This window comes from Rhizobium sp. NPDC092011, from assembly GCF_044756305.1.
GTDB lineage: Bacteria > Pseudomonadota > Alphaproteobacteria > Rhizobiales > Rhizobiaceae > Rhizobium.
The window spans coordinates 1,057,157-1,073,934 of sequence record NZ_JBIVSO010000002.1 but is presented as its reverse complement, the minus strand read 5'-3'; the positions used below and the strand labels follow the sequence as shown (position 1 = coordinate 1,073,934).

At 58.8% G+C, this 16,778-nt stretch carries 18 protein-coding genes and 1 tRNA gene; 11 read left to right on the top strand and 8 right to left on the bottom strand.

Annotation, left to right across the window (positions count from 1 at the left end; translation table 11 throughout):
- The first annotated feature begins 59 nt into the window (after positions 1-59).
- Positions 60-1,553: a D-alanyl-D-alanine carboxypeptidase gene (locus tag ACIQJ2_RS13565; RefSeq protein ID WP_400669391.1), complete on the top strand. Its 1,494-nt coding sequence runs from the start codon at positions 60-62 to the stop codon at positions 1,551-1,553.
- Positions 1,554-1,780: 227 nt separating this feature from the next.
- The gene (locus tag ACIQJ2_RS13560) at positions 1,781-2,056 is read left to right on the top strand and encodes a hypothetical protein (RefSeq protein WP_199151250.1); all 276 of its coding nucleotides are present in this window, start codon (positions 1,781-1,783) and stop codon (positions 2,054-2,056) included.
- A 9-nt stretch (positions 2,057-2,065) separates the two neighbouring features.
- Here the strand turns inward: ACIQJ2_RS13560 and ACIQJ2_RS13555 are convergent, their stop codons facing one another.
- Positions 2,066-2,500, bottom strand: coding sequence for a DUF1489 family protein (locus tag ACIQJ2_RS13555; RefSeq protein ID WP_199151251.1), 435 nt, complete (start codon positions 2,498-2,500; stop codon positions 2,066-2,068).
- Between the two features lie 60 nt (positions 2,501-2,560).
- Positions 2,561-3,970 (bottom strand): L-serine ammonia-lyase, encoded by a 1,410-nt coding sequence (locus tag ACIQJ2_RS13550; protein ID WP_199148791.1) that lies wholly within the window; start codon positions 3,968-3,970, stop codon positions 2,561-2,563.
- Between the two features lie 200 nt (positions 3,971-4,170).
- Between ACIQJ2_RS13550 and ACIQJ2_RS13545 the strand changes: the two genes are divergently transcribed.
- Genes ACIQJ2_RS13545 through ACIQJ2_RS13535 form a run of 3 tightly spaced genes read left to right on the top strand, consistent with a single transcriptional unit; the run spans position 4,171 to position 6,397 of the window.
- Complete coding sequence (locus ACIQJ2_RS13545) at positions 4,171-4,863, top strand: DUF599 domain-containing protein (RefSeq protein WP_400669387.1); 693 nt, start codon at positions 4,171-4,173, stop codon at positions 4,861-4,863.
- A 58-nt stretch (positions 4,864-4,921) separates the two neighbouring features.
- Positions 4,922-5,911, top strand: a complete 990-nt coding sequence (locus ACIQJ2_RS13540) for a DUF1624 domain-containing protein (RefSeq protein WP_400669385.1) — start codon at positions 4,922-4,924, stop codon at positions 5,909-5,911.
- A gap of 12 nt (positions 5,912-5,923) precedes the next feature.
- Positions 5,924-6,397, top strand: a complete 474-nt coding sequence (locus ACIQJ2_RS13535; protein ID WP_199148794.1) for an isoprenylcysteine carboxylmethyltransferase family protein — start codon at positions 5,924-5,926, stop codon at positions 6,395-6,397.
- Between the two features lie 23 nt (positions 6,398-6,420).
- Here the strand turns inward: ACIQJ2_RS13535 and ACIQJ2_RS13530 are convergent, their stop codons facing one another.
- Positions 6,421-6,810 carry a MerR family DNA-binding transcriptional regulator gene (locus ACIQJ2_RS13530; RefSeq protein WP_199094741.1) on the bottom strand — a complete coding sequence of 130 codons (390 nt, stop codon included), beginning with the start codon at positions 6,808-6,810 and terminating at the stop codon, positions 6,421-6,423.
- Between the two features lie 212 nt (positions 6,811-7,022).
- On the bottom strand, positions 7,023-7,541 hold the full coding sequence (locus tag ACIQJ2_RS13525) for a GNAT family N-acetyltransferase (protein ID WP_400669382.1): 519 nt from the start codon (positions 7,539-7,541) through the stop codon (positions 7,023-7,025).
- 228 nt (positions 7,542-7,769) lie between these two features.
- Between ACIQJ2_RS13525 and ACIQJ2_RS13520 the strand changes: the two genes are divergently transcribed.
- On the top strand, positions 7,770-8,264 hold the full coding sequence (locus tag ACIQJ2_RS13520; RefSeq protein ID WP_400669379.1) for a peptide deformylase: 495 nt from the start codon (positions 7,770-7,772) through the stop codon (positions 8,262-8,264).
- Positions 8,265-8,324: 60 nt separating this feature from the next.
- Here ACIQJ2_RS13520 and ACIQJ2_RS13515 read toward each other — a convergent pair whose 3' ends face one another.
- Together ACIQJ2_RS13515 and ACIQJ2_RS13510 are read right to left on the bottom strand one after the other, a co-directional pair.
- Positions 8,325-8,861, bottom strand: coding sequence for a hypothetical protein (locus ACIQJ2_RS13515; RefSeq protein ID WP_400669376.1), 537 nt, complete (start codon positions 8,859-8,861; stop codon positions 8,325-8,327).
- A gap of 263 nt (positions 8,862-9,124) precedes the next feature.
- Positions 9,125-9,379, bottom strand: coding sequence for a hypothetical protein (locus ACIQJ2_RS13510; RefSeq protein WP_400669375.1), 255 nt, complete (start codon positions 9,377-9,379; stop codon positions 9,125-9,127).
- Positions 9,380-10,287: 908 nt separating this feature from the next.
- Between ACIQJ2_RS13510 and ACIQJ2_RS13505 the strand changes: the two genes are divergently transcribed.
- Positions 10,288-10,449, top strand: coding sequence for a hypothetical protein (locus tag ACIQJ2_RS13505; RefSeq protein WP_400669372.1), 162 nt, complete (start codon positions 10,288-10,290; stop codon positions 10,447-10,449).
- A 192-nt stretch (positions 10,450-10,641) separates the two neighbouring features.
- Here the strand turns inward: ACIQJ2_RS13505 and lipB are convergent, their stop codons facing one another.
- Positions 10,642-11,358 (bottom strand): lipoyl(octanoyl) transferase LipB, encoded by a 717-nt coding sequence (lipB, locus tag ACIQJ2_RS13500; RefSeq protein ID WP_400669370.1) that lies wholly within the window; start codon positions 11,356-11,358, stop codon positions 10,642-10,644.
- Between the two features lie 241 nt (positions 11,359-11,599).
- On the opposite strand from lipB, the gene ACIQJ2_RS13495 reads away from it, so the two are divergent.
- Positions 11,600-11,684, top strand: a tRNA-Leu gene (locus ACIQJ2_RS13495).
- 88 nt (positions 11,685-11,772) lie between these two features.
- Here ACIQJ2_RS13495 and ACIQJ2_RS13490 read toward each other — a convergent pair.
- Positions 11,773-12,195 carry a helix-turn-helix domain-containing protein gene (locus tag ACIQJ2_RS13490; RefSeq protein WP_400669367.1) on the bottom strand — a complete coding sequence of 141 codons (423 nt, stop codon included), beginning with the start codon at positions 12,193-12,195 and terminating at the stop codon, positions 11,773-11,775.
- 265 nt (positions 12,196-12,460) lie between these two features.
- On the opposite strand from ACIQJ2_RS13490, the gene ACIQJ2_RS13485 reads away from it, so the two are divergent.
- From ACIQJ2_RS13485 to ACIQJ2_RS13475, 3 genes are all read left to right on the top strand, one after another.
- Positions 12,461-13,354 (top strand): DMT family transporter, encoded by an 894-nt coding sequence (locus tag ACIQJ2_RS13485; RefSeq protein WP_400669365.1) that lies wholly within the window; start codon positions 12,461-12,463, stop codon positions 13,352-13,354.
- 73 nt (positions 13,355-13,427) lie between these two features.
- On the top strand, positions 13,428-15,437 hold the full coding sequence (locus ACIQJ2_RS13480) for an acetyl-CoA carboxylase biotin carboxylase subunit (RefSeq protein ID WP_400669362.1): 2,010 nt from the start codon (positions 13,428-13,430) through the stop codon (positions 15,435-15,437).
- 159 nt (positions 15,438-15,596) lie between these two features.
- Positions 15,597-16,724: an S-(hydroxymethyl)glutathione dehydrogenase/class III alcohol dehydrogenase gene (locus tag ACIQJ2_RS13475; protein ID WP_199148805.1), complete on the top strand. Its 1,128-nt coding sequence runs from the start codon at positions 15,597-15,599 to the stop codon at positions 16,722-16,724.
- The last annotated feature ends 54 nt before the right edge of the window (positions 16,725-16,778 follow it).

The following is a 16,778-nucleotide window of genomic DNA, read 5'->3' as shown; positions in this document are numbered from 1 at the left end:
TTACTCTCGAACGCAGCGGGCGTTTGTGGAAGGCAGCGGCCGGATCATCGAGAATGTAAATGCAAGCAGAGAGTGATTTAGTGTCCAGATCAACCCTTCCCGTATCGTCGTCTCAATCCGGTAAGATTCTGGCGAGAATGTTTTTAGGTTTTTCGGTCGCAACGGCAACGATCACGGTAACCGCTGTGAGCGCCTACGCGGGCACGAAATATGCCGGCATTGTCATCGACGCCAATACGGGCAATGTTCTCTACAGCGAAAACGCCGACACGCTTCACTACCCCGCCTCGCTGACCAAAATGATGACGGTCTATTTGACCTTCGAAGCGCTTGAGGCAGGCCGCATTACTCTCGATACGCCGGTTGTCTTCTCCAAGAATGCCGCCATGCAGGCGCCGACGAAGCTCGGCATCGGCACTGGCCGCTCCGTAACGGTTCGCGAGGCTATCCTCGGCATCGTCACCAAATCGGCCAACGATGCCGCCATGGCGCTGGGCGAAATGCTTGGCGGATCCGAGGAAGGCTTTGCCCGCATGATGAATGATAGGGCTCGCGCACTCGGCATGACGCGCACGACCTATCGCAATCCGAACGGCCTGCCGAATACCGCGCAGATGACGACGGCCCGCGATCAGGCTCGCCTGGGCATCGCTCTTCGCGAACACTTTCCGCAATATTACGGCTTCTTTTCCGAGACGAGCTTTCGCCTCGGCAGCCGGGTCATACCCGGCCACAATCATCTGATCGGCTCCGTGCGCGGCGTCGACGGCATCAAGACGGGCTATACGCGTGCGGCCGGATACAATCTCGCGACTTCGGTTAAGGTCGATGGCCGTTCGATCGTCGGCGTCGTTCTTGGCGGCGCGTCCACGCCTGCCCGCGACAATCAGATGCGCAAATTGATCGCCGCATATCTGCCTCAGGCTTCAACGCGCCATATCGCTTCTGATGTCATTGCCCACGCGCCGGCGGCAGCGCCCAGCGTTCAGGTTGCAAGCGCCCGTTTCGGCGAAGTCAATCGTGCAAAGATTCGCAACGATGAAACTGCAGAAGCGGCCGAGCCTCAGCAGCCGTCCAGCGCCGCGGCCTTTGCAGCGGTAACGCCGAAATCGGCCAATCCTCTACTAGCCGCACAGCCGGTTCCGCAACGCGCGGCTTCCGATGACGTCGCTTCCGACGATGCCGATGAGGATGAAGTCGATACCGTCACCACTGCCTCGATATCCAAGGCCGATACGAAGGTCGTGAAGTTGCAGCGTGCTGAAAAGGCGGAGAAGACCGAGAAGGTTTCAAAGGCCGAGAAAGCGGAACGCGATCCAACCGGGTGGGTCGTCCAGATCGGCGTTTCCTCGAGTAAGGATGGCGCCAGCGATCTGCTCGATACCGCAAAGAGCAAGGGCGGTAAGGCATTGCGCTCGGCAAAACCTTATACCGTCGCCTTTGATGGCGGCTATCGTGCGCGCTTTGGCGGCTTTGAGGATCAGGGCTCAGCCCTTAACGCCTGCAAGGCTTTGAAGCGCGCCGGCGTCAAGTGCTGGGCGAGCGTGGAATAAAATGGCGACCAAATGTGTTTCGGGTCGCGTGAAGCATGTCCAGGAAAAGTGCGCAGCGGTTTTCCGCTCGGAGTGCGGACGAAACAAGAAGACTTTGCGCTTTCGCTATTCGAAGGAAAGCGGAAATGCATGAAGATCGGTCGGGTCTCCATCATTGGTGCCTGGCCTCCCGGTTCCGGATGTCCATCGGACCGGCCCTGAGTTTGTAACGTGTACGGGGATTTGAAATGGCAATGAACGAGAACTATCCCGGTTTCTCGCTCGACGGCGGGGGCAAGACGAAACCGAAGAGCTTCGCTCTTCATCCGCTGCATGAGGCGGCGATGCGGCTGGCCGATCTGGGCCTTAACCGTTCGCGACCACGCAACAAGACCAAAGACCTGATCGGCATTCTGCTGTGCCACGGCGCGCGCGCCTGGCGGTATTCGCAGCCGGACGCCCATATCCATCTGCACATCACCGCTCCGAGCGGCCGTGCACCGGTCATGATGCGGCTGCGATAAGCAGCCGCCTTAGAGCAATCCAAGCTCTGAAAGTTCGCGTCGCAGGTCGGCGGGCAATTCGGCGGCTGCGCCGAGGCTATCGAGATCGCGCGGCACGTCATCCTGAGGCAGATAGCGCCAGCCTTGAAACGGCCGACGAGGCTGGCCGGTCGTTTCGACGACGCTCGGGTCGAGGATGAGCCGGCAGCGCTGAATGCCTTCGGCATCGGTGAAGGTCTCGATGTCAAGCAGCTTCTGTCTTGCCTGCACCTGCCCCTTGATCACCCAATAGAGCGAGCCGCCATCGAGCAACTCCTCCGTGCGCTTCGGGACCATGCGGGTCGTATGGGTCGTATGCGGCTCGAGACCAGCTGCGATGGCATTCATCGCCCGCTCGGAAACCCATTCGCGCAGGTCATCGATGGAATCCGCGCCCACGCACAATTTGATGAGATGCAAAGCCATGGATGCCGTTGAAGTCCTTTTGGCCGAGGACGTCAAGCCTTTAAGAGCAGGCGTCCACACTCAGCATTCGACGACATTTACCGCAAGGCCGCCGGTCGAGGTTTCCTTGTATTTCTCGCTCATGTCGTGGCCGGTCTGACGCATGGTTTCGATGCAGGCGTCGAGCGGTACGAAATGCTGGCCATCGCCCTTGAGTGCAAGCGAGGCTGCGGTAACCGCCTTGACGGCACCAAGTGCGTTTCGTTCGATGCAGGGCACCTGAACGAGCCCGGCAATGGGGTCGCAAGTCATGCCGAGATGGTGTTCCAGCGCGATTTCTGCGGCATTCTCGATCTGCTCGGGCGTGGCGCCCATGACTGCGGCAAGTCCTGCGGCCGCCATCGCGGCTGCCGAGCCCACCTCGCCCTGACAGCCGACTTCAGCACCGGAAATCGAGGCGTTGTGCTTGATGATCCCGCCGACTGCGGCCGCGGTCAGTAGATAGTTGTGAATACCGTCCTGATCCCAATCCTCGTGGAAATGCTGGTAGTATCGGATCGTCGCCGGAATGACGCCCGCCGCACCATTGGTCGGCGCGGTCACAACGCGGCCGCCAGCGGCATTTTCCTCGTTGACGGCCATGGCGTAGACGCTGAGCCAGTCGTTAGCGAGCACCGGATTGATGCGGTTGCTGCGCCACTCCTCCTGAAGCTTGTCATGAATGGCGCGTGCACGCCGACGCACCTTCAGGCCGCCGGGCATGATGCCGTCGACTTTGAGTCCACGATCGATACAGCTGCTCATGGCCGCCCAGATGCGGTCGAGACCGGCATCGAGTTCCTCGGCGCTCATGCGCGTCTCTTCATTGGCCCGCTTCATCTGCGCGATCGTAAGACCGGAGCGCTCGGACATATCAAGCATCTGCTTGGCGCTGGCAAAGGGGAACGGAACGCGCTCGCCCGCAGCGGCGGGCTTCTTCTTGTCCGCCTTCATCTGCTCCAATTCGGTATCGGTGACGACAAAGCCACCACCGACGGAATAATAGATGCGCTTGACGAGCAGACGGTCGTCTTTATCGAGAGCAGAAAAGCTCATGCCGTTGGCATGGCCCGGCAGCGGCACCTTCTTGTCGAAGATGAGATCGGTCTTGGGCTGGAACTGATAAGCCGGATGGCCAGGCGGTGTGATACGCCCGCTGCGCTCGACTTCGTCGATAATGACATCCATCCGGTCCGGATCGACCGTGTCCGGACGCTCGCCCATCAGGCCGAGAACGACAGCCCTACCCGTGCCATGACCGATGCCGGTATGAGCAAGCGAGCCATGCAGGCTGACCTTGATCGAAGCGACATGCACATTCGAGGACGGGCGCGGCCACTCATTCGAGAGCACCAGCTCCAGGAAGCGATTCGCGGCGGACATTGGCCCCATGGTGTGCGAGCTGGACGGTCCCACACCGATCTTGAAAACATCGAAAACTGAAAGAAACATGGACCTTTATTGCCTCCTCGGCAAATCGACTTTGAACAAAGCTACGCTATCAGGGCAACCTTGCATGGCGATCGACCGACATCGGATTTCATGGCAGCGACATTACATGTAGGCATCCGGCGAGGCAAACAGAAGGGCATTGCGCCCAGCCTGCGCTAGGCTACAGTCCACATCGGATTGATCCGGGAGAATCTGCCTTAATGACGACTGCCGACTATGTCGCCCTCGCCCTCTTTATCTTTCTCTGGGTTGCGCTGAACTGGATCGTCGGCAGCGCCCATTTCTTCAATCGCATCAGCCTGACGTTGGCGATGAACGAGCGCCGGCGCGAGTGGATCTACAATTCGCTGCGCCGCGATCTGAAGATGATCGATACGCAGATCCTGTCGGGATTGCAGAACGGCACCGGCTTCTTTGCCTCCACCTCAATCTTCGCTATCGGCAGCTGCTTCGCGCTGCTCGGCGCAACGGACAAGATAAACGCCTTCTTCTCCGACCTGCCTTTCATTTTCAACGGCGGCCGTGCGGCCTTCGAGATCAAGGTGGCGGGGCTAGCCTGCCTTTTCGGCTACGCCTTCTTCAAATTCGGCTGGGCCTACCGCCTGTTCAATTATTGCACCATTCTCTTCGGTTCTCTGCCGATGCGGGAAGATGCCATTCTCGATCCGGTGGGTGCCGAACGCGCGGCTGAACGTGTGGTTCGCATGAACATCATCGCTGCCCGCAGTTTCAATGCCGGATTGCGAGCGATCTTTCTTTCGATCGGCTATCTCGGTTGGTTCGTGAGCCCTTATGTCTTCATGGTCACGACAATGTTCATCATCATCGTGCTCGTCCGCCGTCAGTTTTTTTCCGATGCCCGTCTGGCCATCATGGATGGCGATATGCCATGACAAGCTGGCGTCGCTGCCGACGCCCACGATTTGAGTTCATGCCTGGAAGGACCCATCAATGGTCGCAATCGCCGAGAGTGCCGATGCACCGCAGAAAACGTCGCGCATCGGCATTCTGGATACGGCGCGGGGCATCGCTCTTTTGGCGATGGCAAGCTACCATTGCACCTGGGATTTCGAGTTTTTCGGCTATCTCGATGCAGGCACGGCGGAAACGGGTTGGCTGAAGGTCTATGCCCGAGCCATCGCCAGCACCTTCCTGTTTCTGGCTGGCTTTAGTCTTGTTCTTGCCAACACGCCGGAGATTCGCTGGCGCTCCTATGGACGTCGCCTGGGAATGATCGTCGCGGCGGCGCTGGCGATCTCCATCGTCACGAAATTCTTTATCGGGCCAGGCTGGATCTATTTCGGCATCCTTCATTCGATTGCCGCCGCGAGCCTCATCGGCCTTCTCTTTCTGCGCCTGCCGGCTTTCGCGACACTGCTGATCGCTGCATTGCTGGGAGCTGGCATCGTCGTCGACAACGTCATCGCGCCGTTTTCGCTCCATTCAGCGGCTTTCGATACGCCATGGCTCTGGTGGGTAGGCCTGTCGCAGGCGCCTCAACAGTCAAACGACTATGTGCCGCTCTTCCCATGGTTGACGCCGTTTCTCTTCGGCCTCGGCATGGCGCAGCTCGCAATGTCCTTCGGCTGGTTGAAATGGCTTGCGAAATTCGGTCCGGGCCACAATCTGATCGCCCGCGCCGGCCGACACAGTCTCGCCTTCTATCTTGTTCACCAGCCGTTGCTGTTCGGCCTTGTCTATCTCCTGTCGCTGGTCGCTCCGGCTCCGCTGCAGGATCCGACAGTCGGCTATATCAGGCAATGCGTGGCGTCCTGCAGCCAATCTGGCGACGAAAAAATGTGCCGAAGCTTCTGCCAGTGCACGCTGGACAAGTTGCAGGCACAAAATCTCTTCAAACCCCTGGAATCCGGGGCGATCAAAGCAGATAGCGATGAACGCGTAAGCCGAATCGCGATACAATGCACGGGTGAAGCGCAATGACAGGGTTATTCTATGAATGCCTATCGTTCGAAGTCGCTGAGTTTTCCGTGGCCGCCGCTGCTCTATAGCGTCGCAGTAATTATCGCGCTTTGCCTGCAGCGATACTATCCCTTACCGCTACCGTTTATCTGGTCCATCGTCGCATGGATCGTCGGAGCGGCTTTGACCGCCTTTGCAGTGACGCTGAACGTCTGGGCGGTCAAGACGCTGATGGAGCGCCGCACGACCGTCCTGACGCAACGCTGTAGCGCATATCTCGTAACGACTGGCCCGTTTCGGTTCACGCGAAATCCGACCTATCTCGGCTATACGCTGCTGACGGCCGGGCTCGGCCTGCTGATCGGCAATCTCTGGTTTGTGGCCATGGCCGCAGCGGCCGCCGCATTGACGACGTTGCTCGTCATCCGTTGCGAGGAGATGCATCTCCTCTCCCGATTCGGCTGTGAGTTCGAATTCTATTGCAAACACACGCGTCGCTGGCTTTGAAGCATCAGCCGCCGGCGTAACAATCAGGTCCCGACGCCGATTTCAGCCAAGCGCCCAAGACAGGCCTCTTCGACATTGTCGAGTTCGCTCAACGTGTCGTCGATATCCTTGCGCTTCTGGCGCAACTCGTCGCGCTTCTCGTCCACGCGTTTCATCAGCAGCTTCAGCTGGCCGATCTCGCCCGGAGGCTCTTTGTAGACTTGAATGATCTCGCGGATTTCTGCGATGGTGAAGCCGATGCGGCGGCCGCGGAGTATTTCGGCGATGAGGCGCCGGTCCGCCGGACGAAACAGGCGCGTACGCCCCTTGCGCTCAGGCTGAATGAGGCCCTCGTCCTCATAGAACCGCAATGTTCGGGTCGAAACACCGAATTCCCGCGTAAGCTCCGTTATGCTATAATATCCGTCTACCAAGAATCCGCCCCTATCTGACGCGAGCTATAATATTGACTTTTACGTAATAGTCAATTTTCGCACTTGAGGCGATCTCACACTCGATCTTGCCCGATGACGGACAGTTTGCTGTGGCAGCACTCGCGATGCGGATGCGTCACTTCAATCGCGGGCAACATAGTGAAATCCGCGGCTCCACGCGCCGTTTCAGCAATAGCGCGCTTCGGACGAGTTCAATAGACAAGCATCATGGCAACGCGACGAAGCGGATCGAGGCCTTTCGCCTCTTCCGAGCAAAGAATCGTCGTCAGGCGATCCGGACAGGAGTCTCTCTCCATCAGCTGAAATCCCAATGAAGCATAGAATGAGGCGTTGAAAGGTGCAAATCGGTCTGTTGTCAGCGTTGCACCCGCCAGTTTTCGTTCCCGTCCCTCGGCGAGCAATGTCAACATCAATTGCCGTCCAATCCCCCTGCGCTGCCAGTTCGGATGCACATCCGCCTCGCCGATATGCAACCAGCCTTCGGCGACATATCCTCCCGCATAGCCGACCGGCCTGTCGCTTTCATCGAATGCTGCGTACAGAAATCCGGCGTCGAGATACTCCTGCAGATCTTCCGCGCTGCTTGCTACCGCATCGCCGCTGACGGCGCCCGTCGCGCGCAATGTTTCGAACGACGCAAGCTCCACGGCCTGTAAAACTGGGAAATGCCGGGGCTCAGCTCGCTTGATACGAATGTTCACATCGACCATTGCTGTTCACCCTTTCCGATTTCCGCTGCCTCGACAATCCAACCGATCTCTATTGAACGATTGGTCAAAGCGTTTCATCGACCTTCTAGTCGAGAAGAAAAATCAACGTCAACAAGCAGATAGACGAAAGCGCTGATATTTTGTATTTGCTCCTTCGGGCAATTGCATGCCGTTGCATCGCTCCAACCTTGCGTGCCAACATACGCCGTTCCAACAATGGAGAGCCCGGTGCCGGTTCGCCACATTATTCGTTTCCCCAATCCATTGCTGCAAACGAGCTGTGAGCCCGTTACCGTGTTCGATGACGATCTGCGCACGCTGGCAGCTGATCTGCTGGATACGATGCACGCCGCACCAGGCGTCGGCATCACCGGTCCGCATATCGGCGTGCTTAAGCGGATCGTTGTGATTGAACTCAGCCGGGAAGACGGCGTGCGCACCTACATTAATCCGCAGCTTCTCTGGTCATCTGAAGAAACCATGCGGCATATGGAAGGCAGCGTTTCCATGCCCGGGGTCACTGAGGAGATCGTGAGACCCAAAACCATCCGCTTTTCCTATCAGGATGTGAATGGCGTGGCGCATGAAGAACAGGCTGAAGGTTTTCTGGCCATCTGCATCCAGCACGAGATCGACCAGCTCGATGGCATATTCTGGCTGCAGCGACTTTCAAAGCTCAAGCGTGACCGCTTGATCAAGAAGTGGGAAAAGATCCGGAGCTGATCTCCCCAAACAGAAACGGGCGCCGTGACGGCGCCCGCTGAATGTAGGTCGATCCGAAAATCAGCCCTTGAGCTTGGTGTTGCAGAGGCTGTAGTAGCCGCCGCCCTTCTGGATCCACTTCAGGCCGCCCAGTGCGTTCTTGGCCTTGGCAGCATTGTAAGCGTCGACGCAGGTGTGGAAGCGGCCCTTGCCGGGCGTTTCGCTGGCATACTTGGCATCAACCTTGGCCGGGAAAGTTACGCCGGCCGGAGCGGCTGTCGTCGGCTTTGCCGGTTCGGCTGCCGGCGGCTTCGTCGCGTCAGGCTCGCTGGCATCGACCTTGGCAGCTGCAGTCGTCTTCGCCGTCTTGGCAGCCGGTGCGGTTGTTGCCGGGGCGGTGGCTGCAGGAGCAGCAGCTGCGGCACCTGCATCGGCGCTGCACTGCGTGGTGCGGAAGTCATTCCACTTCTGGCCGTTCAGAGTACCAGCGGTTTTAGCTGCCTGATATTTGGCGCTGCACTCTTTCATGGTTAGCGCAGAAGCCGAAGAAGCGAGGCCCATCGAGCCTACAACTGTAAGAGACGCAAGGGACATCAACAGAATGGCACGACTAGTCATTGGCATTTCCTCCGCTCTATGACGAATGTCGAAACTATTAATCGTATCGTCCCTACCGATTGTCAATCGACAGGCGATTTGGGGGCGACGGATGACACCATATGCGGACGAATATGAACGTAGACTGTACGAAAACAGCGATCAGAAAGAGCAATTCGGCCGCATCGGCAATCATCGATGGTACTTCGTCATCGGTGCCGAATCGGTCGAAAATCGCAGGAATCACAGCCTGATATGGCGCAAGACGGCTCCCAACCTGCCGGCTATTCGCAGGTCAGCGATGCACTCGGGCTGCAGTCGCATTCATAGCGGGGCGCCGGGCATGTCGCGACCGCCACGCTGAAATCGTGGCAATTGCATTCGATATGAAACTGCTGATCCGAAGTGGCCGAGGTGGCGCTGTAGGTCGAGAAGCCGGTGCCGATATCGGCCGGGCGGGAGCCGACGCTGAAGGAGTAGTTTGAGGTGGGGCTTTGAGGCGAGGAATTATCCTGTTGCGCCAGTGCCGTCAGCGGCAAGCCGGCCACCCACACAGCGGCGGGTCAGCATTCTTGCAGCCGGTTTGAGCATTGTGCGCCCTCTACTGGCACATGAGGTAGGCGTGGGGGACGCAGCTGCAGGCATAGGATTGGGTCGGACACATCATGTCCTGCAAGGTATGATCGTCGCAATTGCAGGTTACCAAATAGGATGAGTTGTTCGGCATCTTCAGGATGCTCGATGTCGAATAGCCGCTGCCGAGGTCCGCGCGCCTGTAGCTGAAGGTTGATGCCGAATTCTGATTATTGGGTGCGCTATCCGCCGCCAGCACTGAGCCGGGCAGGACGGCTATCGCAATCAAAAGCCGCAACATCCCGCGAGGCCCTGCCAAAGATCGGATCCCGCCCGTAATGATACTCATATCCTTGCTCCATCAACGTTTCGAATGACAGAGGATTCTAGTCTCGGAGTGTTTCCTGCATTTCTCTCGCTGTTGCGAAACGTTTCCGGCCTCGTGATTTGCGCCGATGAGATAGGAATGGCTGCGCGGCTTCCTGAAACGCCGGGAGATTTCCGAAAAGATACCACTGCGGCGCTAGCCGAAAAAGTCATGGAAACGGTGTGGCGCGCCGCTGACACTCACTGTTTCGCGAGGCGCAGGCGCGATTTTCAGCGAGATGCAACCCAACGTAAGATCCAGGCCTTGAAGTGTGGCCGCGCCGCCCTAATCTTTTCCTGGCAGTTCCCCTCTCTATGCCCTGGATGCTCTCCCTTCCAGGGCATTTTTCTTGAGGAGCAGGCTGCCCGACGATCGACTATCGTGTTAAATGATTCGCCATGGTCTCAAGATGAGCGTAGGTTGCGTTAACCGTCGGCCATCGAACCCGTAGGCGCTGGCGGCCGAGAGAGATCAATCTCTCGCCTGCAGAGGTCAAGGAGTCCCCGCATGACCTCGCATGACAATCAAGACAACATACTCAGCGATCAACAACTGCACGATCTTCTCAAATCAGAAGACGAGATCGATCGTTTGGAAAAGGCAAAGCTACCTGCCCCACATGCGCCCGTCGTGTTTCGAGAGCAAGAGGCACAGGAACCTTCCATTTAGGCACTGAATGGCGATCCCAATCCTTTGAAAGGCGCGACAGGCTTGTGGGCCTGCTCTTTTCGTTGATGAATCGCCACCCTAATCGGGTACTAGAGCATGTCGTGCAAAAGTGTGCAGCGGTTTTGCGACTACGACATGCGTGAGATCAAAGAGCTAAAGCGCGTGAAGCGAATCTTAGAGATCGCGACGCGCTTAGGCGTCGTTGACCGTTTGACCGAACACTTGTTCAAACGCCTCGCGAAGACGCATATCCACATCCGGCATCATGACCGGCAAACCGAGGTCGACAAGGCTGGTGACGCCATAGGCGGAGATTCCGCAGGGAACGATACCTGTGAAATGACCGAGATCGGGATCGACGTTTAGCGAAAGACCGTGAAACGTCACCCATCTGCGCACGCGGATGCCAAGAGCGGCAACCTTGTCTTCGGCAACCGTACCATCCGGCATGACCGGCTTTTCCGGACGCCTGACCCAGACGCCGACCCTATCCTCGCGCCGTTCGCCACGCACATTCATCGAATCAAGCGTACGGATAATCACTTCCTCGAGCGCGCCGACAAAGGCGCGGATATCTTGCCGCCGACACTTAAGGTCCAGCATGACATAGGCCACGCGCTGTCCTGGCCCGTGATAGGTATATTCCCCGCCGCGCCCGGTCGCGAAGACAGGGAATCGGTCCGGCTCGATAAGATCGGCGGCATTGGCGCTGGTGCCAGCGGTATAGAGTGGAGGATGCTCCACCAGCCAGACCAGTTCCGACGCCCGGCCCTCGGCGATATCAGCGACTTCGGCCTCCATCGTTGCGACGGCCTCGTCATAAGGAACAAGGCCATCGCTGATCCGCCAGCGAACGGGCGGCGTGCCTTGAACGGGAAACATTTGGTGAGAAAGTTCTGTGCGAAGCATTTTTGGGCAGTCCTTTATCCGCCGCAGGCTGCATTTGTGGAAATCCTGCGCGCCGGCGAGTTATCCACATATGGCGCTATTCCGGCGGAAATTCAAACATCTACGGCGTTTTCCCGGCATTCCCACGGGTGCAATCGGAGGAGCTGTGAAGGAATTTAAAAAAACTGACATATCGCTCTTGTGCCCCCCGAATGCTTTTGCTACATGCAGCCCCGCCGGAGCAATTCGGCGCTACCACGATGCGGTCGTGGCGGAATTGGTAGACGCGCAGCGTTGAGGTCGCTGTGGGGCAACCCGTGGAAGTTCGAGTCTTCTCGACCGCACCAAGAACCCGGCTTAGGCCGGGTTTTTTGTTTTCAAGACAGTGACTTACGCAAAGACGTGGCCCCAGCGCGAGATCGCGGGACACACGCTCTAATGAGCGACATCCTTGCTGACATTGCGCAACCGGATCTGGTGATCCAGCCGTTCGATCTGGCGAGTTGTCGCCTCGATCAACTTCCCGATTTCCTGATGAGCCGTCTGCAAGCGCGATAGCTCGTTTCTGACGGCGTCGAGCGCCCGCTCATCGCTGTCATCGGCTGGGCCGTCGCCAGCGCCAGTCATAAGCCACGCGGGGGATACGCCGAAAAGCGCCGACAGCGTTACCAGCGCCGAAGCTTGCGGTTCGGCCCGGTCGGATTCCCAGGCCAGCATCGTCTCCTCGCTGACACCCAGTTCGATTGCCAGTTTCTCCAGGCTGATGCCCGCTGCATCGCGAGCCATGGACAGCCGTCCGCCCAGGGTATCATCGCCCTCGTCCGAAAAAACGGTCGTCTCTTGTTCGGGCTTGAACATCGGTGCGATCCTTTTCTTGGCTGCGCCGGCGATCTGTGCGGCGCCCTTATGTTTTAGCCTTTTCCAGGAACACAGATAGGTCTAGGGGCGTCATCCCGCCACCACGATCTGTCCCAAATGGAAAAGTGCGACATCTTGCGCGCCAGGCCCTATGGTTTCGAAAGCCGCACCAGATCGCTCCTTGATTGCATGCTGTCCCTGTGCTTGATGTGGCGTTATGTCTGTCGCTCCCACCGTCCCCGCCCACCAGAACTCGCTCCGAGGCATGACGATTATGGCCAGCGCCATGATCCTGCTGCCGACGATGGATGCGATCGCCAAGTACATGGCGAGTTTCGAAGGCATGTCGCCGGGACAGGTGACCTTCTATCGCTTCTTCTTTCAACTCGTCTGCATGCTGCCACTGCTGGCGACCGCGACGGGACGGTCGGCCTTTTCGGCGAAGCGTCCCTGGATGAATCTGTTGCGTGGCGCGCTGCATGGCGCCGCCAGCCTGCTCTTTTTCGCCGCCGTCAAATATATGCCGCTCGCCGATGTTTTCGCGATCTATTTCGTCGAACCGTTCATGCTGACGGCGCTTTCGGCGCTGTTTCTCGGCGACAGGGTCGGCTGGAGGCGATGGCTGGCGATTGTTATCGGCTTCGGCGGTGCGATGATCGTCATCCAGCCGAGTTTCGCGGTTTTCGGGTTGAAGGCATTGCTACCGGTGGCCTGCGCTTTTCTCTACGCACTCTATCTCTTCATGAACCGCGCCGTAGGCGAGGCCGATTCGCCCTTGACGATGCAGATCATGGCGGGTGCGGGCGGCACATTGTTCATGGCATTCGCCCTGCTGGTCGGTTCATCCGCCGGCGTTGGAGATTTCGAACCTTCCCTGCCCGGCTCCATGTTCGGCCTTGTGCTGTTGCTGATCCTGGGCTCGATTTCAGGCTATGCGCACATGCTCGTCGTTAGAGCCTTCCGGCTGGCGCCATTGTCCCTGCTGGCTCCGTTCCAGTATTTCGAGATCATTTCCGCTACGATTCTCGGCTACGCGATCTTCGGTGACTTCCCCAATCTTTCCAAATGGATCGGTATCGCCATCATCGTCGGCTCCGGCCTTTTCATAATCTGGCGTGAGCGTGTGCAGTCCAGATCGGCAAATTCCGCGCAAGGGTAGATCTTGCACATGGACCGCCGACGCGATTTGTGGCTAAAACACTGAGACAGCAGAAGTATTGGGCGGAGATTGCATGTTCAAGAAAATCCTGATCGCCAATCGCGGCGAGATCGCCTGCCGCGTGATCAAGACTGCGCGCCGGATGGGCATTCTCACAGTCGCCGTCTATTCCGATGCCGATCGGGATGCTCTGCATGTCGAAATGGCCGATGAATCAGTCCATATCGGCGCGGCGCCCGCCGCTGAAAGCTACCTCGTCGCGGACAAGATCATCGCCGCCTGTAAGCAGACCGGCGCCGAAGCTGTTCATCCGGGCTATGGCTTTCTCTCCGAGCGCGCTTCCTTCTGCGCCGCATTGGAAAAGGAAGGCATCGTCTTTATCGGCCCCAAGCCCAAGGCGATCGAAGCCATGGGCGACAAGATCGAATCGAAGAAGTTCGCCAACGCCGCCGAGGTTTCCACGGTGCCGGGCCATCTCGGCATCATCGACGACGCCGATCATGCCGAGAGAATTGCTGGCGAGATCGGTTATCCCGTGATGATCAAGGCATCCGCCGGCGGCGGCGGCAAGGGCATGCGCATTGCGTGGAATAAGGACGAGGTGCGCGACGGTTTCGAGCGCGCCCGCTCGGAGGCTAAAAGCTCCTTTGGCGACGATCGCGTGTTCATCGAAAAATTCGTCGTCGACCCCCGACATATCGAAATCCAGATACTGGCCGACGCGCATGGAAACGTCGTCTATCTTGGCGAACGCGAATGCTCCATCCAGCGGCGGAACCAGAAGGTCGTGGAAGAGGCGCCCTCGCCGTTCCTGGACGAGGCGACGCGGAGGGCCATGGGCGAGCAGTCGGTGGCGCTGGCCAAAGCCGTGGATTATCAAAGCGCCGGCACGGTGGAATTCATCGTCGATCGCGACCGGAATTTCTATTTCCTCGAAATGAACACGCGCCTGCAGGTCGAGCATCCGGTGACGGAACTCGTAACCGGCATCGACCTCGTCGAGCAAATGATCCGAGTCGCCGCCGGCGAAAAGCTGCCGTTCAAGCAGGCTGATATCAAGCTCAACGGCTGGGCGATCGAAAGCCGCCTTTATGCAGAAGATCCGTATCGCAATTTCCTCCCCTCTATCGGCCGCTTGACGCGCTATCGCCCGCCGCGCGAGGGCAAGACGGACAAATCCGTCGTTCGCAACGATACCGGGGTCTTCGAAGGCGCCGAAATCTCCATGTATTACGATCCGATGATCGCCAAGCTCTGCACCTGGGCTCCGACCAGGCTGGAGGCGATCGAAGCGATGGGCGAGGCCTTGGACGGTTTCGTCGTCGACGGCATCGAGCACAACATGCCGTTCCTCTCCGCGCTGATGAAGCATCCGCGCTGGCGCGAAGGCCGGCTCTCCACCGGATTCATCGCCGAGGAATATCCCGATGGCTTCGCGCCGGTAACACCGGATGAGGACCAGACCGCCTTGCTGGCTGCCGTCGCCCTCTCCTGCAGCCTGATCGAAGCCAACCGCCGCGAGCGATATAGCGACCGATTGCGCCCTGCGGCCGGGCCGCTGCGGGAAAACTGGATCGTCAGGCTTGGAGCGGCTTACTTGCCGGTTGCGTTACTCGAGGGCGTGGTAACCATTCCTTTCGAGATGGACATGCAGGTGAATGGCAGAACCGTGACCGTCGCAACCGACTGGCGGCCCGGCGATGCCGTCTGGGTCGGCAGCGTGGGTAGCGACAAATTGACGGCGCAAATCCGCACCGTGTTGAACGGCTTGCGCATCGATTGGCAAGGCCTCTCGGTCAGGGCCAAGGTGTTCACCCCGCGCCAGGCAGAACTCGACAGGCTGATGCCCGTAAAATTGCCGCCCGACACCTCGAAGCTGTTGCTTTGCCCGATGCCGGGTCTGGTCGTCGCAATTGCCGTGGCCGAGGGCCAGGAAGTCAAAGCGGGCGAGACGCTCGCTATCGTCGAGGCGATGAAGATGGAAAATGTCCTGCGCGCCGAACGCGACCTCGTCGTCGGCAAGATCAATGCCAAGCCCGGCGAGAGCCTCGCCGTCGACGCCGTGATCATGGAATTTGCCTGATCCCAACACGGGCAGCAGAGCATTTCAGGAAAAGTGTACTGCGGTTGCTCGGGTAAAACCTGACAATTGCGACGCTAAGTGTCTGATTTTGGCTTGAGCCGCGATGTCAGCCCATGGCAATGTGACCCGAACCAAACCATAGCATGAAGGGATGAAACGATGGACGTAAGAGCAGCAGTCGCGGTGCAGGCCGGTAAGCCGCTTGAGGTGATGACGGTTCAGCTTGAGGGGCCTCGGGCCGGTGAAGTGCTGATCGAGGTCAAGGCGACCGGCATCTGCCACACCGACGATTTCACCCTGTCGGGCGCCGATCCGGAAGGCCTGTTTCCCGCCATCCTCGGCCATGAAGGTGCGGGCATCGTCGTCGATGTCGGACCGGGCGTCACCTCGGTCAAGAAGGGCGACCACGTCATTCCGCTCTACACGCCCGAATGCCGCGAATGCCCTTCCTGCCTTTCCCGCAAAACCAACCTCTGCACGGCGATCCGCTCGACCCAGGGCCAGGGGTTGATGCCGGACGGCACCTCGCGCTTCTCGATCGGCAAGGACAAGATCCATCACTATATGGGCTGCTCGACCTTCGCCAATTACACCGTGCTGCCGGAGATTGCCGTCGCCAAGGTCAATCCCGACGCGCCCTTCGACAAGATCTGCTACATCGGTTGCGGCGTGACCACGGGCATCGGCGCCGTCATCAACACCGCCAAGGTGGAGATGGGCGCGACCGCGATCGTCTTCGGTCTTGGCGGCATCGGCCTCAACGTCATCCAGGGCCTGAAGCTTGCCGGTGCCGACATGATCATCGGTGTCGATCTCAACAATGACAAGAAGGCCTGGGGCGAGCGCTTCGGCATGACGCATTTCGTCAATCCGAAGGAAGTCGGCGACGACATCGTGCCCTATCTCGTCAACATGACGAAGCGCGGTGCCGACCAGATCGGCGGCGCCGACTATACCTTCGACTGCACCGGCAACACCAAGGTGATGCGCCAGGCACTCGAAGCTTCGCATCGCGGCTGGGGCAAGTCCGTGGTCATCGGCGTTGCCGGCGCCGGCCAGGAGATTTCGACGCGTCCGTTCCAGCTGGTGACGGGCCGCTCGTGGATGGGCACTGCCTTTGGCGGCGCCCGCGGCCGCACCGATGTTCCGAAGATCGTCGACTGGTACATGGAGGGCAAGATCATCATCGATCCGATGATCACCCACACCATGCCGCTCGAAGACATCAACAAGGGCTTCGAGCTCATGCACTCCGGCGAAAGCATCCGCAGCGTCGTGCTATACTAGCACGGTTAGAAACTTCGACGGCACGAGTAACGCTGCACGACTTTGAATGGCGCA

Bases quoted from the DNA above. Each gene is read 5' to 3' on its own strand.
- ACIQJ2_RS13565 (WP_400669391.1), top strand. From the start codon at position 60: ATGCAAGCAGAGAGTGATTTAGTGTCCAGATCAACCCTTCCCGTATCG.
- ACIQJ2_RS13560 (WP_199151250.1), top strand. From the start codon at position 1,781: ATGGCAATGAACGAGAACTATCCCGGTTTCTCGCTCGACGGCGGGGGC.
- ACIQJ2_RS13555 (WP_199151251.1), bottom strand. From the start codon at position 2,500: ATGGCTTTGCATCTCATCAAATTGTGCGTGGGCGCGGATTCCATCGAT.
- ACIQJ2_RS13550 (WP_199148791.1), bottom strand. From the start codon at position 3,970: ATGTTTCTTTCAGTTTTCGATGTTTTCAAGATCGGTGTGGGACCGTCC.
- ACIQJ2_RS13545 (WP_400669387.1), top strand. From the start codon at position 4,171: ATGACGACTGCCGACTATGTCGCCCTCGCCCTCTTTATCTTTCTCTGG.
- ACIQJ2_RS13540 (WP_400669385.1), top strand. From the start codon at position 4,922: ATGGTCGCAATCGCCGAGAGTGCCGATGCACCGCAGAAAACGTCGCGC.
- ACIQJ2_RS13535 (WP_199148794.1), top strand. From the start codon at position 5,924: ATGAATGCCTATCGTTCGAAGTCGCTGAGTTTTCCGTGGCCGCCGCTG.
- ACIQJ2_RS13525 (WP_400669382.1), bottom strand. From the start codon at position 7,541: ATGGTCGATGTGAACATTCGTATCAAGCGAGCTGAGCCCCGGCATTTC.
- ACIQJ2_RS13515 (WP_400669376.1), bottom strand. From the start codon at position 8,861: ATGACTAGTCGTGCCATTCTGTTGATGTCCCTTGCGTCTCTTACAGTT.
- ACIQJ2_RS13505 (WP_400669372.1), top strand. From the start codon at position 10,288: ATGACCTCGCATGACAATCAAGACAACATACTCAGCGATCAACAACTG.
- lipB (WP_400669370.1), bottom strand. From the start codon at position 11,358: ATGCTTCGCACAGAACTTTCTCACCAAATGTTTCCCGTTCAAGGCACG.
- ACIQJ2_RS13490 (WP_400669367.1), bottom strand. From the start codon at position 12,195: ATGTTCAAGCCCGAACAAGAGACGACCGTTTTTTCGGACGAGGGCGAT.
- ACIQJ2_RS13485 (WP_400669365.1), top strand. From the start codon at position 12,461: ATGACGATTATGGCCAGCGCCATGATCCTGCTGCCGACGATGGATGCG.
- ACIQJ2_RS13480 (WP_400669362.1), top strand. From the start codon at position 13,428: ATGTTCAAGAAAATCCTGATCGCCAATCGCGGCGAGATCGCCTGCCGC.
- ACIQJ2_RS13475 (WP_199148805.1), top strand. From the start codon at position 15,597: ATGGACGTAAGAGCAGCAGTCGCGGTGCAGGCCGGTAAGCCGCTTGAG.